Here is a 20,611-nt window from a genome sequence, read left to right on the forward strand (position 1 = left end):
AATTTTGAGATGAGACGAACCGATGACTGAACAACTGAAGATGGATGGCGGCAAGAACGGCGGGCCGGTCGAATGCCTGGGTATGACGTTCCCGAACGATGATGCACGCCGCGAGCACTTCCTGAAGCTCCTGGCCGAGAAGCTGAACGAGCCTGAGTTCCGTTCGATTGCGGGCTTTCCAGATGCGGACGACGCATCAATTCTAGAGCTATCGGATCCCCCGTACTACACCGCTTGTCCAAATCCTTTTGTCGAGCAATTCATCCAGACGGTGGGACGGCCGCACTCTACGGACGAGGACTACTCGAGCCTCCCATTCATAGCTGATGTGAAGGAGGGAAAGAATGATCCGATCTACAACGCGCATAGTTATCACACCAAGGTTCCGCACAAAGCAGTAATGCGCTACTTGCTGCATTATACAAAGCCGGGTGATCTCATTCTGGACGCCTTTTGCGGAACCGGGATGACTGGTGTTGCGGCCCAACTTTGCGGAGATCGTTCAGTTCTTCAGTCGATGGGTTACCAAGTTCTTGATGATGGTACAGTCTTGGAACAGCAAGACGAAGATGGTCAAAAGAAGTGGCGACCAGTTTCTCAACTAGGTGCGAGAAACGCGATCCTTTGTGACCTATCTCCGGCTGCCACCTTCATCGCATCCAACTATAACAAACCTCTTGATCGCAATGAATTCACTCGTGCGTCGAATAAGCTGTTGGCAAAAGTGAATAATGAGCTGGGTTGGATGTACGAAACCAGCCACGGAGACAACGGTCCAAAAGGTAAGATCAATTATGTCGTTTGGTCTGATGTGTTTTTGTGTCCTGAGTGTTCTGAGGAAATGGTCTTCTGGGACGTCGCGGTTGATAGGGAAATCGGAAAAATTCATGATAAATTCAACTGCCCTCACTGCTCTTCGGAACTGGACAAACGCTCTGTAGAGCGCGCTTGGCTATCGTCGCTAGACCCTCATACTGACGAACCTATTCGTCAACCAAAACAGGCCCCTGTGTTGATTAACTATAGCGTTGGTACGCGCCGGTTTGAGAAAGTACCCGATGCGAACGACTTTGAGAACTTTAGAAAAATTGAGGAATACGAGCTTTCCTATTGGGTGCCGGTAGATGAAGTACAAGATGGTGACAAAACAGGTGAGCCAAAGCGACTTGGTATTACGAGGGCGCACCACTTCTATTCCAAAAGTAGTTTGGCTTGGCTAGCGGCTTTGCGGTCTCATGCGGGAAGACTAGACCACCGTTTTCTGGTAACGTATTCAATGCTCAATACTCTGAGCAAAATGTATCGTTATGTCGTCAAGAAGCCTGATTACAAAGGGCAAGGTGGAGGAATCCTGAGCGGTACGCTTTACATCCCTTCCCTAAATCGTGGACTTAGCGTCACTTCATCCTTCAAGAGAGGCGCGTCGCGGCTATCAGCTATTTTCGACGAGCGCAGACCTCGGAGCTCCATAATTACAACGGAATCGGCAGGGGCGCTTCGTGCCCCTGATAACTCTGTGGACTACATTTTTATCGATCCTCCGTTTGGAGCGAACATAATGTACTCGGAGTTGAATTTTCTCTGGGAGGCGTGGCTAAAAGTACGAACGAGTCCAGAAGAAGAGGCGATTGAAAATAGATCGCAAGGCAAGAATCTGGATGCCTATCGCTCACTCATGATAAAATGCTTCCGTGAAGCTTTCCGTGTGCTAAAACCCGGTCGCTGGATGACGGTTGAATTTTCCAACACCAAGGCCTCCGTTTGGAATGCAATTCAGTCAGCGTTGCAGGAAGCCGGCTTTGTTGTTGCCAACGTGGCGGCGCTCGATAAGAAGCAGGGAAGCTTTAACGCGATAAATAACAAGACTTCAGTCAAGCAAGACCTTGTTATTTCAGCTTACAAGCCAAGCGAAGATCTTGAACGGAAATTCGACGCTGGCGAGAATGGCGAGAAGACAGCGTGGGACTTTGTGGAGTCACACCTTCGCCATCTTCCTGTTTTTAAGGCTCAAAACGGATTGATGGAGTTTGTCACTGAGAGAGATCCAAGAATCCTTTTTGACCGGATGGTGGCTTGGTTTGTAAGGCACAATGAGACAATTCCCTTGTCGAGCCAAGAGTTCCAAGAAGGAGTGCGCCAACGGTTCTACGAGCGTGATGGAATGTTTTTCCTCGCTGATCAGGTTGCGGAGTATGATCGGAAGCGGTCAAAATATGAACAACCTCCGCAGATTGAGATGTTCGTTTCCGATGAGCGCTCGGCGATTGACTGGATTAGCGACTTTCTCAGAAAACGCCCGTCGACCTACCAAGAAATTCATCCGGAGTTTATGGCACAGCTAGGTGCCGGCTGGAAAAAGCACGAAGAGAAGCCGGAGCTTTCGGCGTTGCTCGAAGACAACTTCCTGCGCTTCGACGGCAACGGCGACGTGCCGAGCCAGATCCACAGCTATCTCTCGACCAACTTCAAGGATCTCCGGGGTCTTGAGAAGGAAGACCCGCGCCTGAAGGCTAAGGCGAAGGACCGCTGGTATGTGCCCGATCCGAACAAGGCGAAGGATCTGGAACAAAAACGCGAACGGTCGTTGCTGAAAGAGTTCGAAGCCTACAAGACCGCGAACAAGCGCCAGCTCAAGGAGTCGCGCCTCGAGGTCTTGCGGGCCGGCTTCAAGACGGCCTGGGCTGCGAAGGACTACAATACGATCATTGGTATAGCCGAGAAGCTGCCGGACGAGACGCTACAAGAGGATGAAAAGCTCCTGCTCTGGTACGACCAGGCGCTGACCCGTACGGAGGCTGATGCGTGACGCATGGCTCTCAAGACTTTGGCATTGGCGCGTGGTGCTGGCATGAACGACATGCCGCACCCTGCCGCGTCGTGGACCGGGAGGAGATGTGGGGCGAAACCGCATACCGCGTCTGGCTCCCGGGCAAGGATGCCGTTGTCCGTGCCAGGTCTCGGGAGCTAGGGCCACTCGACGCTGTCCGAACGACAGTCGACCAGATCCTGCATACGGCCGCCGCGGCAAAGCTCCTGGATGCGCTGGAAGACAATCTGCTTCTGGCGCCGATCCAGTCGAGCGTCGTTCCTTTGCCGCATCAGCTCTACGCCCTGAACCGCGCCATGAGCCGGGATCGGATTCGTTATCTGCTTGCGGATGAGGTGGGGCTCGGCAAGACCATCGAAGCCGGTCTGATCCTTCGGGAGTTGAAGCTTCGCGGCATGGCCAAGCGGATCCTTGTTGTCGCGCCCAAGGGTCTTGTGCGGCAATGGCAGGCCGAGATGCGCCTGCACTTTGGTGAAAACTTTCAGTTCATCGAGCCGTCAGAGCTTTCGGCATACCGTCAGTTCCGCGATGATGAGGAGAATCTCTGGCGGCTGCACGATCAGGCGATCTGTTCGCTGGATTCCGTGAAGCCACTCGAAGGGCGGCGCGGATGGAGCGCGGAGCAACTCAGCACCTACAACCGTGAACGGTTCGAAGACCTGATCTCGGCCAACTGGGACCTTGTGATCATTGACGAGGCTCACCGAATGGGAGGCAGCACGGATCAGGTTGCACGGTACAAGTTGGGCGCGGCACTTGCCGAGGCCGCCCCGTACCTTCTCCTTCTGTCGGCAACGCCCCACCAAGGCAAAACGGATCAATTCCACCGTCTGATGCAGCTGCTGGATCGGGACTCTTTCCCCGATGAGAACAGCGTCTCGAGCGACCGCGTGCGCCCGTTCGTTGTGCGGACAGAGAAGAGGCTTGCGATCGATGCTGAAGGCAAGCCTCTGTTCAAGCCACGAATGACCCGCATTCAGGCTGTCGCCTGGCTTGGCCGACACAAAGCACAGCAAGGGTTGTACGAAGCGATCACTGAGTATGTTCGCCACGGCTATAACCAAGCCATGGCATCGAAGCAGCGGCACATCGGCTTCTTGATGATCCTTATGCAGCGTTTGGTGACGTCCAGCACCGCAGCTATCCGCGCAACCTTGGAAAAGCGCCTCCTCGCTCTGGACGACGACCAGCGACAGCTTCAGCTCTTTTCCACCGAAGGTGTCGGAGACTGGCATGAGCTAACGGGTGATGACCAGATCGATATCGCCGTGGCCTTCGATGCCTTGGATGACGAGCGAAAAGACGTTGAGGCACTCTTGTTCCTCGCTCGTGAGACAGAAGCGCAAGGAACAGACGCAAAAGCCGAAGCACTCCTTGAGCAGATCTACAAGATTCAGCAGGAGGAAAACGATCCTGAACTCAAGGTTCTGGTTTTCACCGAGTTTGTTCCGACCCAGGCCATGCTCGCGGAATTTCTCGAAAGCAGGGGGTTCTCGGTTGCAACGCTCAATGGGAGCATGGACCTTGAGGCGCGTGGCCGCGCGCAGCGGGCATTCTCGAAGGATGTGCGTATCCTGATCTCGACGGACGCTGGCGGGGAGGGCCTCAATCTTCAATTCTGCCATGTCATCATCAACTTCGACATGCCGTGGAACCCGATGAGGGTCGAGCAGCGTATTGGGCGCGTGGATCGCATTGGGCAACCGCATATTGTGCGAGCCATCAATTTCGTACTCGAAGACACCGTCGAGCATCGGGTGCGCGAAGTTCTCGAAACAAAGCTCGCTGTGATCGCCGAGGAATTCGGCGTGGACAAAGTTGCCGATGTGATGGATTCGGTCGAGGCGGAGCCACTGTTCGACGAACTCTTTGTTCAGGGGATCCAAGACCCGGCATCGATCGAAACAGAATGCGATGCCGTTCTGACGCAGCTTCGATCCTCGTTGGCAGAGAACCGGAAGAATAGTGATCTGCTCGCCGACGGACATGAACTAGAAGCCGATGATGCGCGCAAGTGGCGAGACCATCCGGCACAGTTTTGGCTGGAGCGGGCAATCACAACTGGCCTCCCTGCGCGGGGGGGTGAAGCCAAGAAGGAAGGCGATACCTGGCGGATACGGTGGGCCGATGGCACAGAGTCATCTTCGGTGTGTTTTGATGCCCGCACCGCGGGAGATCGGCCCGAAGTAGAGTGGGTCACGCTGGAAGATCCAAGAGCGCAGGCTTTGATTGCCGATCTTCCGCGTTGCATCGCCGGTCAACCCGTCCCCGCTGTCCGCATAGCAGGCCTGCCTGATAGTGTGAAAGGCGTTTGGTCGCTTTGGGAAGTCAGTCTGGCAGCTGACGATTTCAGCCGCCGCCGCTTCCTATCCGTTTTCGTCAATGATGAAGGGCGCGCCTTCCAACCGACGGCAAAACGCATTTGGGACGTGCTTCTGACGGAGCAGATCGAGCCGATTGCTGCGCCTCAGATCGAGGCGCCGCGCGACTGGTTCGAGAGATCGAAAGGGGCTGCGGTCACGCAAGGAGAGCGGGTGTTCTCCGATCTTGTGACAGAGCACAAGGCTCGGATCGAGGAAGAACGCGAACGCGCACTCTATGCTTTCGAAGCTCGACACCAGGCGATTGGCAGAGTGGGGCTTCAGACTGTTCGTGATTATCGACGGAAGCGGCTGCAGAAAGAACATGAAGCTCGGATGGCGCAGCTCGATGCTGCGGCATCTTACTCGCCCGATCTCAATGCCCTCCTCGTGTTGCGAATTGGCGAAACGGTGGCTGGTGCACGATGAGTATTTGGGCCGATCGTATCCTGCGGGAGTTTCCCGCAGATCTGTCTCGCTTCTGGATCGCCTTGGATCCGGATGGCCTGCTCTTGGATGAGACCATTCTGCTCGGGCTCCGCGAACGCGATTTTGAGGTTCTCCCGTTCGAAGATTCTGTTTCGTTTAGAACCGAGTATGAAGAGCGTTATCGATCCGCATGGGATGTGGGTCAGAAAGGCACCGCGAAGGCGCTCATCCTGCAGTGGCGGGGCGCGGACATCAATTCCATCCCTTGGGACTACATCAGGGCAGCACGACAAGTCAGCCTGAGCTTGGCTGATCTTTTCCCCAATCTGAATTATGGTGTCGTCCGCAAGCTTGACGCTGAACACCATGAAGGGCTGTTCCAAGCCTACCAGAAGCATGTGACGCAGCTGCTCGGTGAGGCTGAGACCAAGAATTTTGTCCTCACGCACATCTTCAGGCTTAGCCCTTATCTGCTGAATCGACCGGAGGATTTCTGGCGAGAAGCTCTGCGGCTTCACTATCGCGGGGCTGGCCTTCCCAGCCTATTTGCAAACCATGTCGCAACCGTTCTTCGGGACACATCTCTTGGAAGTCTTCCGATTAGTGAACTGCTCGCCTCAAAACCCTTTATGCTCCGCGCAATACAGGAATCTTGGGCGCGTTTCGTCGCAAAATATGGCGTTGAACCTGATGCCCGCGGCAGGGATCAGGAGCCGGTCGAAGGCCATGCGTATGACGTGCCATTTGATCACCCCGACGTAAGGGTGATCATAGATACCATGTTCCTCGAGGGAGCCCTTCAGCCTATTGAGGCAAGTGTCCGTCCTGAGCACCTTCCCGATTGGATACAGGTTGGTCTGATAGATGACCCTCAGGCACTTGCGCATCTGGTGTCGGAGGGAGCGAAAAGGAACGTGGCGAGTCTACCCTCGGAGGGGGCGTCGCATCGAGATTGGGTAGAGGCGGCGCGCCGCCTTGGAGAACTCATCTACCGCTTCAACGAACTGAAAGCGGCGGACGCAGATAACCTGCAGGGGCAGCTCCAGAGTTTGCAAAGAGAGGCCGATGCCCGCCTCAAGGATTGGGTGCTTCAGCATTTTGCCGACTTGCCGTCCCTACCCGTCGCAAAAGCGCCGGTGATGGTACATCACGTGCCGCGCTATCTCGCGATGCGCAGGGGCTTTGGCGAAGATCGAATTGCTCTTCTTGTCTTTGATGGTTTGGCATTGGACCAGTGGGCCCAGATCAGGGACCACCTGTCGACCAAGCTTCCCGACTTTTCCGCCGACGAGGGCGGCTGCTTTGCGTGGCTGCCGACTCTGACGTCAATCTCTCGCCAGGCGCTCTTTTCGGGCCTCAAGCCACGGGAGTTTCAAGGCTCAATGGATTCGACGGCACAAGAGTCGTCTCTCTGGACGAAGTTCTGGCAGGAAAACGGCCTCCGGAAGCCAGAGGTCGTTTTCCAGAAGGGGCTCAAACGTTCCGACCAATTGGCTCTACTCGAGGACGTACTTTCAAAGCCGACGACCAAGGTTGCGGGCCTCGTCGTTGATATGGTCGATGAAATTGTCCACGGAGCAATGCTTGGGAAACGCGGGATTGCTGGCCAAATTCGCGAGTGGTGCGATACCGGCTTCATTGAAAAGCTGTTTCTCATGCTTGCTCAGCACGGCTATCATATCTACCTGACTGCGGACCATGGCAATGTTGACGCCGACGGCATTGGACGGCTCAGCCAGGGCGTTGTCTCCGAGATGAAGGGTGAGCGCGTCAGGGCCTATCGCAGCGAGGACCTTGCTGCATCCGTCCCGCCCGATATCGATGCATTTCAGTTTAGCGGTCCAGGGCTTCCGTCCGACTTCTTGCCAGTTTACGCGAATGAACGCGGCGCGTTTGTGCCAAGAGGGAACAAGATCGTTGCTCATGGAGGAATGGCGTTAGAGGAACTGGTTGTGCCGTTTGTGAAGATAAGAATGAAGAAAGAAGAACATGCGACCGACAGCACCTCAGATAGGATTTGACCGCTTCATCCGCCTCGAGTGGGCGAAAAAAGCGCTGGAAGTCAGGGCCGGTCTCGCTGACATCAGCGAGCTCGATGCTCTGTTGGATGAAGCCCATTCAGGGCCTGCGGCTAGGAAAAAGACCAGAACTGTACTGAACCGCCTTTGGTTAGAGCCGCGAAAGGATCTGGAGCCTTTTGCTCAACGCGGCGTGGAACTGTTCCAATCGGCGCCATCTACCTCGCCGGCGGCCCTGACATGGGGCATGGCTATCGTGACATATCCCTTCTTCGCCAAAGTGGCCGAGATTGTTGGCAGATTGACTTCGCTTCAAGGCGACTGCACGACCGCTGAAGTGCATCGTCGGATGGCAGAAATCTATGGCGAACGTGAGGGGACCAGACGGATGACCAATATGGTCCTTCAGTCTCAGATAGACTGGGCGCTGCTTGATCGAAGCGACAACGGCAAAACGTTAACCCGGAAGAAAGCCTGTGCATTGGAGGGATCGGACCTCGTACGTTGGATGACAACCGCCGTTTTGGAAGCCGTAGGTCGTCCTGTCGGACTCGGAACGCTAGAGGCCCAACCGGTGATTTTTCCCTTTGGCCTTGGCGACAATCTTGGCTTTGTTCTCTCATCCGCGTCTGATCTTGACCTGCGCGCGGATAGTGCCGGAAACCAGTCTGTCTCGCTCAGAGAATAGGCAACGCCTTTGGCGCTGTCTCACTTCTACGGCAATCATTGTAGCTGGTTCGACGCCCGTGGATTCAGGTTCAACCAGTATCTCGTATGGCGTCGCTCACCAGTTCGGCTGAGCGCACCTTTCTCGACTAGATCCTGCAGATCGCGGGTTGCGGTTGCGCGTGAAGTTCGGGTGATTTTGAGATAGTTGTCGGCGCTGAGGCCGCCTTTGAAACCGCCAGGGCCTTCCTGAAACATTCGAGCGATGGCCTTGGCCTGGCGTTCGTTCAAGTGGTCTCTGTGACGATCGTAGAAGTGTGCCTTGCTGATGAAGAAGCCGACGCGGTCGAGTGTTGCCTGTTGGGCCTTCAAGACAACTTCCGCGAACCAGACGAGCCAATCGGTCACGTCGAGCGTTCTTTGATGCTGCTCAAGCTGATCGTAGTATGCCTTGCGCTCCTTCTCGATGGTGAAGGCGAGCGAGATGAGGGTCGGCTGGCCAATGTTCTGCGCCAGCGACTTTTCAGCGAGGGCGCGACCCAAGCGGCCGTTGCCGTCTTCGAATGGGTGGATACTCTCGAAATAGAGGTGGCTTAGCCCTGCGCGCGTCAGCGCTGGAAGCGGCTCTGCTCCCCCCGGCCCGGTCTTGTTGAACCAATCCGCGTATCGCTCCATCTCAGGCATGACCCGCTCCGAAGGCGGCGCTTCGAAATGGATCGTGGGGCGGTCAAGGCGGCCGGAAACGATTTGCATCGCCTCGGCGTGTTGTCGGTAGGCCCCGATGGTTTCCAACCGACGGTCATGGGACAGGAGCATCCGATGCCAGCGGTACAATGTCTCATGGGTCAGCGGCTCTGCAAAACTGGAATAGACGTCGACCATCATTTCCGCGACGCCCTGTTCGCGCGGTTTGGCAGGGTAGCTGTCCGGATCGAGGCCCAGATGGCGGCGCAGCGAAGACTGGACACTGAGCCGATCAAGGATTTCACCCTCGATGGCGCTCGTCTGCATCGCTTCCTCGCTGAGCAGTTCGATGCGGAGTTGCTCGCGCTCCGGCTGGCTGACATGATGGACCGCGCCGAGGATTTCTCCGGACGACAGCAGAAACGTCTGCTCAAACGGCTCCAGAGCGGAGGCATCATACCGGAAATCCGGCCAATCGGGCAGCGTCCAGTTCCAAGCCATGAGTTATAGACATCCTTTCTATAACTCACATCTAGACCACTTCTGAGGCATAGAAGTCAACTCTATCGCTCAAAGGACCTGCGCGATGGGGTGACCCACAAACCGACGCGAGGCCTTGAGCTATGCCTTTTCAAGGTGCGTCAGACCTTGCTGACGCGGTCTGGGGGCCTTCGGATCGGCGGGGTTTTGTTCCCGCGCTTGAATGAATGGTTCATAGCGAACGTCCGCTATGGCGCCGTCGAACCAGGCAGGCTGCACGTCACCATTGTTCCATTGGTAAAGGTAGCCAACCAGATTTTCAGATGTCTTGCAGAGGATGCGCATGATCGGTTCGCCAGTCAGGCGGGGCTTCGAATTCATAATGCGTTCCTCCTAAATGGACCTCGCAACTCGTCACTACTGAGGTCTGAAATTCCTGTTAGCTGGTGTTAGGACTAGGTTTCTGCAACTGCAAGATGAACCGTTCCAGGTGGGCGAAAATCCACCGGCGAAATGCAAGTTATCTTTTCAGATAGGTATCTTACGGTTCATGCGGCGATGCAGCGCGAACCGCAATTTCTTCCAAGATTTTGTCGATCTCGCCCCATATGCGTGGTTCCACTTGGCCGCGGATCAGAGCCCATTTACTCAAGACGTCGAGGGGGTCGTGGTCCCGGAGGAGGACACCCAGGCTGGCCGCATCTACTGCCAGTGATGTCCGGGCCTGCCACTGCGTGTTTCGAGTGCGCCGCTCCTCCGCGACTGGCGCGAAGACCGGCGACAGTTGCCAGCCTTTGACTGCACGGCGCAGGGCGGCACGCACCACATGTGCTGGCTCAACACCACAAGTCTCTAGCGCAGCTTCCTGTCGTTCGAGTGCGTTGACCCTGATGTCGATCTTTCGGGTCGGGCTCAATGCGCGCGCCGATACGGGAGCTCTCAGGCTGGTATGCGGGTCAGAGCTTTCCGCGGTGACTTGGTGCGGCGCCACGGTACCTCCCGGCACAAGCTCTGGCTCGTGCCGATCAGCGTCAACGTCAGTGGCTGGGGTGCCTGTCTTTGTTGCTGTGACCTGTGCCTCATCTTCCTTCCCGGGAATCTCGCGGTCACCCTGTTGCAGGGTGGCGGCGTAGGCTGGGTCTGGCCTAGTGATGGTCGGGATCTTCTTGCGCAATCGACTGTCCTCACGCAGCAAGAATATTGTTGAGGATGTCCGTCGCCTCCTCGAGCGCCTCGACGACATGACGTACATGTGGACGCATCAGAGGGTTTGGATCAGATTGCTTTTCCAGCGCCAAGGCGTGGAGAAGCCCCTTCTGGTCCATCTCCTTGTAGGTGTTCCGCCGCATCATGACGGTCTCAATCACCGGAAAACGGGTGAGCGCTTCTTCAATCAGGGCCGCGTCAGCACGGGTCGTTTTCGGGTCAACCATGTTGAGGACGACGTGGTGGCGCGGAAGGCTGGAGGGGTCGTCAACGCGGGATTTCAGCTTCTCATACCAATCGGCAGTCTGTGCGCCGACATCGAAATCAGACGTCGACAGCATGACAGGCGTCACAATGTGGTCCGCAAGCACCGCAATGCCGTCTGACCATTCGGCACCGACCCCTGCGGTATCGATGAAGATGAAGTCTGCCGTGCCTGCCATGTAGACCTGATCGATCTGGTCCTCGACACCCGCCACGCTTTCGACGGTGGCCGAGCAGAGAAGCGGCGAACTCAGCCCACCGGCTTCCGCCCGAGCATGCCAGGCCCCGAGTACTCTCGTGCTGTCGGTGTCGATCAACATCACTCTGCGTCCGGCGGCGATCGCGGCGCTGATCAAGGCGCGCGAAAGCGTCGTTTTTCCACTGCCCCCTTTCCGGGCCATCGCTGCGACCACCACAAGATTTTCGTTCGGCATTCTGATCCTCCGCAAAAATAGTGAATCGCAACGATAATACCAAAATGTCGCTAAACGCATGAGGCGGAGGGGTCAAGCAGAAGTCGGGATGCGACCCGCGTTTGGCATGCAGCGGACGGCGTTGTGCGATGACCGTGCGACGTCTGCCGTGGCGCCTTCAGCATTCGTCGCGGGGCACCGCACACCCTCCAAATGTCGGGATGCGCTCGGCGATGTACTGCGGACGGAATGCAGGTGACGGATAGCGCGCTCCAGACGGCGGGAGGCAGTCTCGCGTATGTCGTTCTGCGGGTGACGCGAGACGGTCAGCACGCAGCAAAACCCGTCTTGCGGGGTGCAAGAGACGGGGTGCAAACGACGCGATGCGCGATGCGGGGACCGCATCGCGTGGTGCAATGAGCGCGAAGCGCGATCCATTTGACTAAGGACGGGAAATCGCCCCTACAGGGCGATTTTCTACATTGAGTACAAGCCCTTATGGCCGACTCCACTTGCGTTGGGAGTCGGCGGGCTTGTACGAAGTTGGCAAGAAATAGGAACGTTAACTTCAAAATGCCCCGCCGTCGCAGACTGTCAGAGATCGAACGATCGACCATCGCCCAGGAGCGCCGGAACGGCGTCTCCGCGGCGTCATTGGCCGCGCGCTACGATGTCAGCCTGAAGACGATCTACAACGTGGTGAACCACCGGGATGAGCGTCAGACAGCGAACGGCAGCCGATCGCGGGTTGTGGGGATCCGGGTCTCGGACGACGACCTGCGCCGGTTCGACGCGGCGCTGTCGCGGCGTGGGATTGCGCACCGCTCGGATGCCATGCGCCGCCTGATGCTGGCGGCCGAAGGTGTCTTCCTGCCCGACGACGAGATGTGTGACGAGTTGCGCAATCTCGGCGCCGCGCTCAACCGGGTCGGCAACAACGTGAACCAGATCGCGCGACGTCTGAACGAGGCCAAGGTGCGGGGCGAGAGACTGTCCTACCCGGCCTCAAGTCACCGTGACGTCCGCGCCCTTGCGGGTCTGGTCTTCGATCTGGCCGATCAGGTCCAGGAGATGTCGCGTGCGCGGCGCAGCCTGCTGGACCTTGAGATCAGCTCTGCCCTGGCGGGCCTCGCCGGGAGGGATGCGCATGGCGCGGAGTGATCGGGCCCGGGGCATCGACCCGGCGCTCTTCGACCGCGGCTGGAGCCGGGTTTCGGGATCCTGGCAGGGGCTTTCCAGGGGCGCGCAGATGGTTCGGGCCGCGCGCGGCTATTCGCCAGCGATCTTCAAGGCGATCTCGAAAGGGGGCTGTCACACCGGAGCGCAGCTACGGGCGCAGCTCACATATCTCACGACGAAGTCGACCCATATCCTCGACAGCCGCGGCACCCATGACGGGAAGAAGCAGCTCTCGGAAGCCGAGATCAACCGAGTGGCGCGGCGGTTCGAGAACCAGTGGAACGAGCGCCACAGCCCCAAGCTCGGCCACACATCGCATCTGCTGATGGCATTCCCGGTTGGAACGAGCGGCGACGAAGTGCGCGATATCACCCAGGCGGTCTGCGAGAAGTTCTTTCAAGGTGAGGGGTCGCAATTCGACTATATTGCTGCAATACACCAAGATCGCGCGCATCCACATGCGCATATCGTTCTGAACCGCCGCAGCAAGGATGGCGAAATGTTCTTTCTCGGGAAGGATCATCACTTCAACTACGACGCCTTTCGCGAGGCGATGGTCGAGGCGGCCCGGGTTCATGGGATCCGCCTTGAGGCGACGCGTCGTCTGGATCGCGGCGTCACGACCTACGCCGCCGAGACCTTCGAAATCTACAAGGCCCGCAACGAAGGTCGTCCCCCAGTCGAGCGCCAGAGAACCGGTGCTGACCTGGCGGCCGCTCTGGAAACCGTCAGGCACAACGCGTTGATCTACCGCGGGCTCGCGGCGGAGGCGTCACGTTCGAATTTCGAAGACGTGGCCGAAGCGCTCGAGAGGGCCAGCACCATCCTTGCCAGCGGCGGTCAGATTCAATCTGACGGAGCCATCTACATGTCCCAAGACGAAGCAGCGTTCGACACGCTGATCACCGAGTTTTCTCAGAACATTCGCCAGATCGAGGCGGCGATCGACAGGGCGCCGGCGGCCGAGCGGCCGGTGATCGAGCGCAAGCTGACCGATGTTCTGGCCTCGGTCGCGCATTTGAACCCGCTCGGGGATCGCTCCGCCGCCCTGGTCGATGCTCCGTCCCGGGACGGCATCTATGCAAGGCCGAACTTAAGTGAAGAACACCTCGCGCGTCTTGACGATGGAGAGGTGGCACCAAAGCTGGCCGAGGCGTTGCAAGGCACGGGCATCGATGCCGAGGCTGTGGCCGCGCGCCTGCGGGAGGGGGCAGGCAATGCCGCATTGGAGCGCCAGTGGCTGGCACAGGATCTGCAGGGGATTGCCAAAGCAAGCGACCTCGATCTGGATAAATCTGCGGACCGGGAAGAAGCGCTCGACCGGCTGGAAGCCGTGCATGTTCGGCTGGGCGATGTTCTGACCGATGTACGCGTCCTGCGCGCGCCAACCGAGGTCGACGAGGTGGATGACGCTGAGGCAGCGCTTGGTGAGCGGTTGACGACACCTGGGAGCGATCTGGCGCAAGATGGGTCCGACATCTTTGCCCCATCGGAGCGGCAGGCGTTCAGAGCGCTGGTGGCGCAGTTCCGCCGGACGGATTTCGATCATCCGTTCTCCGACGACCCCTCGGTGCGGCGGGCGGGCGCCGTGGAGGTGGAGGAGGCCCGCGCCGCGTTCGATGCCTACGCGCAGAGATCTCCGCAGCATGCCGAACTGGCCTCGATGGCTTGGGAACAGATGACTGACAGTCGAATGCCGCCGCAATATGCGGTATCGGCGCAGGACCGCACGCTTCATGCTGGCGACATGGACCTCGCCTTGCGGGATCCTTCGGATCATCTCGGTCCGATCACGGAAGAGCTCCGCATCCTCGCCCGCTATCGCACGGAAATGCCGGATGACGAATTCGGGCAGGCCGTCGAGGACGAAATCAACCACCTTCGTTCGCTCGGCGCGTCGCGTGCCTATATCAGCGAACGCAGTTTCGAGATCGAGGACCAGGCGCGACAAGACTACGCCGAGCGCCGGTATCTGGAAGAGACAGCGCCAACCGTCATGGCCTTTGTGCGAAACGCCGACGTCGAGGGCCCGCTCTCCGAGGCAGAGCAGCAGGACATCGTCCAGCAGATAAACGAGCGACTAAGCCCCGACGCAATCGACGCGCTGCGGGCGGGAAATGCGGACGTCCTGGACAAGTTCACCGAGGATCCGCTGCGCCAGCTGGAACTCGCCAAGACCTATCTTCAAAGCAGCGAGGTCACCGCGCATGGCCCGGCCATGGAGCGCGTTCTCGATGCTCTGGCCGAAGAGCAGATCGAGGCGCAGCGCGCGCGCCACGCCGCGGCACATGGTGAGAAGGGGATCACCCATGGATAAAGGCAAGATTGCCCTAGGAGTTTTGAGCCTCGTGCTGGTCGGTCTCGCCATGGGCTATGTCGTGGCGACCGGCTTTGTCATGTTCCGCTATGGGCTTTCTCCCTCGCGTTTCGACGTCACCCTGCTTGCCCGCGAATATCGGGGTCTGTCTCAGTCTGCACCGAAAGACTTCCTCTGGGTGAACCTCATCCTGGGCGGCTTCGGCCTGGCATCGCTGATGCTGAGCGTCACGCTTCTGGGGGATGCATTGACCCGCTTCGGGACGACGCATTGGCAGACTCGCAGCGAGATGAAGAGGAACGGTTTCTTTGCCAAGCCCGGCGGCGGCTTCCTTCTGGGCAAGCTCGGCTCCCCGAATTCCAAGCGCCCGTTCCTTGTCTCAAAAACCTTCCCCCACGCGCTGATCGTGGCGCCTACAGGCCGGGGCAAGGGCGTGGGGTTCGTGATCCCGAACCTTCTGACCTACAAGGGCTCGGCCGTGGTGCTCGACGTGAAAGGCGAGAACTTCCGCGAGACCTCGCGCTTCCGCGCCATCATGGGGGACAAGGTTTTCCGCTTCGCGCCGACCGACTGGGACCGACCGACACATCGCTATAATCCGCTGGCGCGCATTGCTGCCATGACCAACCCCGACCGGCAGCAGATGGAGCTGAAACTCACCGCGAAGCTCTTCCTGCAGACCGACGATGAAAAGCTGAGCGGGCTTTTGGCCGGGGGTATCGACCTCTTCGTGGCGGCCGGCCTTCTGGCCTTCGAGCGCGGCGTGCCGACCATCGGCGAGATCTATCGCATCACAGCCTCGGGGGGCGACAAGCAGAAGGAATACCTGAAGCGTTCACAGGAGGTGAAGAACAAGTCGGCCAAACTGATCTTCGAGCGTATGGCATCGACCAACAACGACACCCTCACTTCCTACCTCTCCCTCCTGATGACATCGGGTCTCGACACTTGGGACAACCGCGCGATCGACGCGGCCACCGCGACCTCTGACTTCTCATTCCGGGATATCCGCCGCCGCCCACATGCGATCTATCTTGTGGTCGAATCCGAGATGATCCGACCGCTTGCCCCGCTGATCCGTCTCTTTTTCTCGGACCTGATCGCTTCGCTGCAAGCACAGGAACCTGGCGATGACGAACCTTGGCCGGTCATGATCATGCTCGACGAGTTCGACCGGCTCGGGAAGATGCCGATCGTCGCCGAGAGCATCAAGACGCTGCGCTCGTTCGGCGGCAACCTCGCGATCGTGACCCAGACCATCCCCGCGCTCGATGAGATCTATGGCGAAAACACCCGCCGGTCGCTGCAGGGTGGCGCCGGGGTGAAGCTCTACCTCACTCCGTCCGAGCAGAAGACCATCGAAGAGTTGAGCCAGGCCGTGGGCAAGACAACCAAGCGCGTGGTGACCCGCTCCCGCGCTGTTGGACGCAATCCGTTTGAGGGGCGCAGCGTTTCGGAGAGGACAGAAGATACCCCGCTTCTGACAGAGGATGAGGCCCGGCGCATGGACCTCGACGAGGTCATCCTTGTGATCGACGCGCAGATGCCCATCCGCGCAAGAAGGGTGAAGTATTTCGAGGATCCGGTGTTAAAGGTTCTGCACGCCGGTCAATCGGGAAGCTTCCCATATCCGGACGAGGACGGCCTTCGGCGGGACCGACAGATGTCCGAGACTCGCGAGACAGTGGAGAAGCTGAAGCAGGAGCTGCAGGAGGTGCGTGCGGCAAATGTCGCGCGGGACGAAGGCTCGAATGCGCCGAAGACTAATCCTGTCAGTTTAGCGAAGGCTCGCGGTCGCGCAGCCCGCGCAGCTGCGAGTGGCGGTGGCCAAGGTCAGTTGTCGCTTGATATCGAGGGATTGGGGATCAGGGATGCAAACCGGACGGCACTGGAAACCGCCGTTCAGACGACTAGAGCGATTCTTGCGGAGCATGTGTGATTACTGCGTAATGGGTACTCGGTTGAATTCTAGGGTCGTCCAGGAGCGAGCTTTCGTCGATGTCTGCTTCGGGTGAGGCACTGAGTGATCCGCAGATGGCGGTATTTAGGGTGTTTGTTTCGTTACCTGAGCAAGGCCCGCGTTTCCGCTTCTCTCAGATCAATGCAGAACAAGCTTGCAAATTTTATATTACAACAATATTGTTGTAAGTATGATCCCAAAACTTATACCATTGCCCGGTTCGCCTTGGCCTGTGCTGCCTCCGGGAATTCATATGGCCGATCTTAGCGATGTGTCGGCGGCGTTCGCGACGAATCCTTGGCGGCGCGAACTGCACGATGGACTTGTCGATGCGTGCGGCAGGTTGCGGCGGGCAGGGTGTCCGACCGTCTATCTCGATGGTAGTTTTATTTCAGGAAAGCCAAAGCCGGGTGATTTCGACGCCTGCTGGGATCCTAATGGCGTCGATCCAGCGAAGCTTGATGGCGTATTTCTGAGATTTGAGAACGGTCGTGCCGCTCAGAAAGCCGCATTCAAAGGTGAGTTCTTTCCGTCTTCGATGTTGTGTTCTGATGTCGGAGCCACGTTTGTCGAATTTTTTCAGCAGGACCGTTTTACGGGGAAACAAAAGGGGATCATCGCAATTTCGCTTACGGCCGATCCACTTCTTTCTGGAAAGGTGCAGCCATGATCTACAGTGATAAACAGTACAACGTAGCGAGCGCACAACTGGATAAATTGAAAGGCGCTTTGGCTGCCGCGAAGGCGCGCGAGACCGACCAAGCATGGCTTAAGCAGGCGGAGATCGCCGCTATAAACAGTCAGATCGCCGAAATCGGGGCAGAGCTTGCCGAATACGACCTTCTTAAATCCGGTCAAGTCTCGTTCTCGAAAACATACGCACTTGAAGAATTGCCGCGCGTACTTGTGCAGGCGCGCATCGCTTCCGGCATGAACCAGACTGACCTTGCCGAGAAGCTTGGCATGAAGCCTCAACAGGTTCAGCGTTACGAAGCAACCGACTACATGGGGGCTAGCCTTGGGCGGCTGATCGAGATTTCGAAGGCGCTCGGCGTTAAGGCGTCAGGTAGTTTCGAGGGGCCGAAGCAGGCTGGCGGTTCGGTGTTCGTATGGGCCGATGCCGACGATATCGTTTGGGGCCAGCTTCCTTACAAGGAGATGATCAAGCGCAAGTGGTTTGACCTGCCGCGCGGTGCAAACCCCGTCGAGCGGGTAAAAGAGTATTTTCTGCAGTCGGCTGGCCCACAATTTGCCACAGCTCTTCACCGCAAGAAGATGCACAGTGGCAATGCGCCCAACGAGTACGCTCTACTTGCTTGGCAGGCGCGCGTTCTGGAGAGAGCACGCAGAAAGATCGAAGCGCAAGAGATCGGCCACTTCGAAGTCGATGATCGGTGGATGCCGCAACTGGTGGACCTCACCAAGCGCAAGGACGGACCGAAGCGCGCTCGTGATTTGTTGGCCAGCAAGGGAATCGTTTTGATTGTTGAGCGGCACCTTCCGGGGTCATATCTCGACGGCGCTGCCATGCTAGCAGACGGTGACACGCCGGTCGTTGCACTCACCCTTCGGCATGATCGCCTCGACAACTTCTGGTTCGTACTACTGCACGAACTCGGTCACGTCTTCTTGCATCTTTTCGACGGCCTGCGCTTTGACTTCTTCGACGAAGAGGGTGGTAGCGACGGCGATGCGATCGAGGCGGAGGCCGACAAATTTGCACTCGATACTCTGATACCTGGTGATCTGTGGGATCAGTGTCTTTCGCGTTTCGCTTTGTCCGACGAGGCCGTGGAAATTGATGCGGAGACCATCGGTATAGATCCGAGCATCATCGCGGGGCGGATCAGGAAGGAGCGCGGCAACTACACGATTCTGAACGATCTGATTGGTCTAGGTCAGGTACGCTCGCAGCTTGAGGAGGCTGGCGATGATCTTGACTGAAGATATGTATGTACCGGCGCTGCGTTGGCGGCAAGGCGAGTATCAGGCGCTTACTCGTCTTGCCACCGCAGCCAAGGATCGTGTCGTGCCTTACATCACCATTCCCGAAGTAGAGTACGATTTTGAAGCAAGGCAGCCGAAGAAGTCGGTCCACCAGCATGTGCATCCTTTCGCCGCCCGCTTCAATGCCAAGTGGGGCCGGAGGCCTGCTTGGGTGAGCCTCCATCCCGGCATCGCAAATGAGCGGATGGATGATGGGCGAGATATTCCCGCCTACGTGTTTGAGGCTCTTCGTACGACCCAAGCGAATGCGATACCGTCCGTTCCACTTGATGCGACGGCAGCCATCATCACGTCTGTTCGGACAATAGCTGCGACAGACGGCCTTGGGTCTGCGATCTCTGTCCGACTGGAGGACTTGATGAAGCCTAATGTGCGCGCACGCACTGAGGCGTTGGCAGCGTCTCTCTGTCAATCTCTCGACGAAATTGACCTCGTCATTGACCTGGGATCGCCGAACTACGAGCCCTATGCTGCTTTCGCAGGTGCGTTGATTGCGGCCATGCGCAGACTGGGCGACCTAGACGCCTTCCGGAACTTCATGATGATCGGCACGGCAATTCCTGAGACTTTCAAGGACGTTGCCAAGGGGGCAGACCAATTGCCCCGCCATGATTGGCTCTTCTATCAGGCACTGCTTGGGAAGATCCCTGCGGGAATGCGTCGGCCCAACTACGGTGACTACACGATTGTTCATCCTGATTTCAAAGCCTTGGATATGCGAATGATCAAGGCGGCGGGCAAACTCGTTTACACGACAGCGGGAGATTGGGAAGTTCGCAAGGGAGGAGCATTTAATGATAATCGCTCCCAGATGCATGATCATTGTGCGTCGATCGTGGCGTGTGGCAAGTTCGCCGGTGCCGGCTACTCAATTGGCGACGACTACATTGCGAAGTGTGCGGCACATCTGGAGGGCCCAAGCAATCAGACTCGCTGGAAGGAGGTGGCGATCAATCACCACATCACGCGTGTTCTGGACGACCTCTCCAGCTTTCTCGCCGCGCCATGAATGAGCGAATTGAAGCAGTGATCTCTCGAACGGTCATCGCTTCGCACAGCATCTCGTAGAGTTGCTTTCTCGGCCGCCGGAGTTCCTTAGGGACGTATCCGGCCTTGTTTAGCAGTTCTATGACCTCATCTCGCCAGAGGAGATGCGCCATCATGACGGGATCGATCTCGGGGTTGGTGGCCGCATTTCGGAACACCTGAAAATTGATACCGCCTCTTGGTCCCTGCTCTGCGGCGATAACACCGCACCAATCGGGTGCGTCGGCGACGATGTTTTCAATATGCTTGGGTGCGGCAACAATCGTGAGCTTTTGTAGCGTTTGGCGGTAGATTTCGATCTGTGAACCGAGCCGGTCGAGATTATCCTTGGCGCTCTTGATCTCGTAGCCATGAATGCAGCCGTTGATGACTGCCACGTCCACTCGGCTTTTCGCATGTGCGAGGCCCAGTTCATCTATCACCAATGTATCTGGGTGTGCTTTGTACTTCCGCAGCCGTTTCGCGTGCAGCGCCTGCCGAATATCTGAATCTTTGGTCAAGGCTGCTGGCATCTCTCGCTTCGTCCTCCCTTCCGCTCTTCTGCCGAAATTCGTGTCCATGGCCAAGCAAAATTCGCGCCTTCTGCGGATTCCACGACGCATTTGTTCGTTAGAATGTGATTTTCATCAAAAATATCAATGCAGTAATCGTTGAGACTTAACTGGTCGTTCAGTGGCCCCATGGTCGGCCATGGGGCGATAGACGATCCTCCTAGATCGTCTTGGAGCCCTTGGTTAAGCACTCGAAGAGCCAT

Annotated in this window: 15 protein-coding genes; 10 read left to right on the forward strand and 5 right to left on the reverse strand. The window is 57.7% G+C overall.

The genetic code is table 11. The features are described from left to right. Positions 1 to 22 precede the first annotated feature (22 nt). From FVF75_RS17215 to FVF75_RS17230, 4 genes are all read left to right on the forward strand, one after another. Complete coding sequence (locus FVF75_RS17215) at positions 23 to 2,806, forward strand: DNA methyltransferase (RefSeq protein WP_148380027.1); 2,784 nt, start codon at positions 23 to 25, stop codon at positions 2,804 to 2,806. 86 nt (positions 2,807 to 2,892) lie between these two features. Next, positions 2,893 to 5,616: a DEAD/DEAH box helicase gene (locus tag FVF75_RS17220; RefSeq protein ID WP_246138132.1), complete on the forward strand. Its 2,724-nt coding sequence runs from the start codon at positions 2,893 to 2,895 to the stop codon at positions 5,614 to 5,616. Further along, complete coding sequence (gene pglZ / locus FVF75_RS17225; protein WP_148380029.1) at positions 5,613 to 7,637, forward strand: BREX-3 system phosphatase PglZ; 2,025 nt, start codon at positions 5,613 to 5,615, stop codon at positions 7,635 to 7,637. Before FVF75_RS17220 ends, pglZ begins: the two co-directional genes overlap by 4 nt. Beyond that, a complete protein-coding gene (locus FVF75_RS17230) occupies positions 7,606 to 8,322 on the forward strand; it encodes a hypothetical protein (RefSeq protein ID WP_148380030.1) in 717 nt (238 codons plus the stop codon). The genes pglZ and FVF75_RS17230 overlap by 32 nt, the downstream gene beginning before the upstream one ends. A 35-nt stretch (positions 8,323 to 8,357) precedes the next feature. Here FVF75_RS17230 and FVF75_RS17235 read toward each other — a convergent pair whose 3' ends face one another. From FVF75_RS17235 to FVF75_RS17250, 4 genes are all read right to left on the reverse strand, one after another. Next, positions 8,358 to 9,485: a Fic family protein gene (locus FVF75_RS17235; protein WP_148380031.1), complete on the reverse strand. Its 1,128-nt coding sequence runs from the start codon at positions 9,483 to 9,485 to the stop codon at positions 8,358 to 8,360. A 120-nt stretch (positions 9,486 to 9,605) separates the two neighbouring features. Continuing rightward, the gene (locus tag FVF75_RS17240) at positions 9,606 to 9,845 is read right to left on the reverse strand and encodes a hypothetical protein (protein WP_148380032.1); all 240 of its coding nucleotides are present in this window, start codon (positions 9,843 to 9,845) and stop codon (positions 9,606 to 9,608) included. A gap of 160 nt (positions 9,846 to 10,005) precedes the next feature. Then, the gene (locus FVF75_RS17245; RefSeq protein ID WP_148380033.1) at positions 10,006 to 10,638 is read right to left on the reverse strand and encodes a hypothetical protein; all 633 of its coding nucleotides are present in this window, start codon (positions 10,636 to 10,638) and stop codon (positions 10,006 to 10,008) included. A 10-nt stretch (positions 10,639 to 10,648) separates the two neighbouring features. Further along, complete coding sequence (locus FVF75_RS17250; protein ID WP_065267420.1) at positions 10,649 to 11,368, reverse strand: nucleotide-binding protein; 720 nt, start codon at positions 11,366 to 11,368, stop codon at positions 10,649 to 10,651. 552 nt (positions 11,369 to 11,920) lie between these two features. On the opposite strand from FVF75_RS17250, the gene mobC reads away from it, so the two are divergent. The 6 genes from mobC (at position 11,921) to FVF75_RS17280 (ending at position 19,819) form a co-directional block, all read left to right on the forward strand. Then, positions 11,921 to 12,508, forward strand: coding sequence for a plasmid mobilization relaxosome protein MobC (gene mobC / locus FVF75_RS17255; protein ID WP_066707428.1), 588 nt, complete (start codon positions 11,921 to 11,923; stop codon positions 12,506 to 12,508). After that, positions 12,495 to 14,843, forward strand: a complete 2,349-nt coding sequence (locus tag FVF75_RS17260; RefSeq protein ID WP_148380034.1) for a relaxase/mobilization nuclease domain-containing protein — start codon at positions 12,495 to 12,497, stop codon at positions 14,841 to 14,843. Before mobC ends, FVF75_RS17260 begins: the two co-directional genes overlap by 14 nt. Next, the gene (locus tag FVF75_RS17265) at positions 14,836 to 16,782 is read left to right on the forward strand and encodes a type IV secretory system conjugative DNA transfer family protein (protein ID WP_148380035.1); all 1,947 of its coding nucleotides are present in this window, start codon (positions 14,836 to 14,838) and stop codon (positions 16,780 to 16,782) included. The genes FVF75_RS17260 and FVF75_RS17265 overlap by 8 nt, the downstream gene beginning before the upstream one ends. Positions 16,783 to 16,993: 211 nt before the next feature. Beyond that, positions 16,994 to 17,473 (forward strand): DUF6932 family protein, encoded by a 480-nt coding sequence (locus FVF75_RS17270; protein WP_148380036.1) that lies wholly within the window; start codon positions 16,994 to 16,996, stop codon positions 17,471 to 17,473. Further along, positions 17,470 to 18,747: an XRE family transcriptional regulator gene (locus FVF75_RS17275; RefSeq protein ID WP_148380037.1), complete on the forward strand. Its 1,278-nt coding sequence runs from the start codon at positions 17,470 to 17,472 to the stop codon at positions 18,745 to 18,747. Before FVF75_RS17270 ends, FVF75_RS17275 begins: the two co-directional genes overlap by 4 nt. Next, positions 18,734 to 19,819: a beta family protein gene (locus FVF75_RS17280; RefSeq protein WP_148380038.1), complete on the forward strand. Its 1,086-nt coding sequence runs from the start codon at positions 18,734 to 18,736 to the stop codon at positions 19,817 to 19,819. Before FVF75_RS17275 ends, FVF75_RS17280 begins: the two co-directional genes overlap by 14 nt. On the opposite strand, the gene FVF75_RS17285 is transcribed toward FVF75_RS17280, so the two are convergent. Beyond that, entirely contained in the window at positions 19,773 to 20,417 is a 645-nt protein-coding gene (locus FVF75_RS17285; RefSeq protein WP_222861240.1) for a sce7726 family protein, read from the reverse strand. The genes FVF75_RS17280 and FVF75_RS17285 overlap by 47 nt on opposite strands. Positions 20,418 to 20,611: the final 194 nt, after the last annotated feature.

Source organism: Maritimibacter fusiformis (assembly GCF_008086115.1).
GTDB lineage: Bacteria > Pseudomonadota > Alphaproteobacteria > Rhodobacterales > Rhodobacteraceae > Muriiphilus > Muriiphilus fusiformis.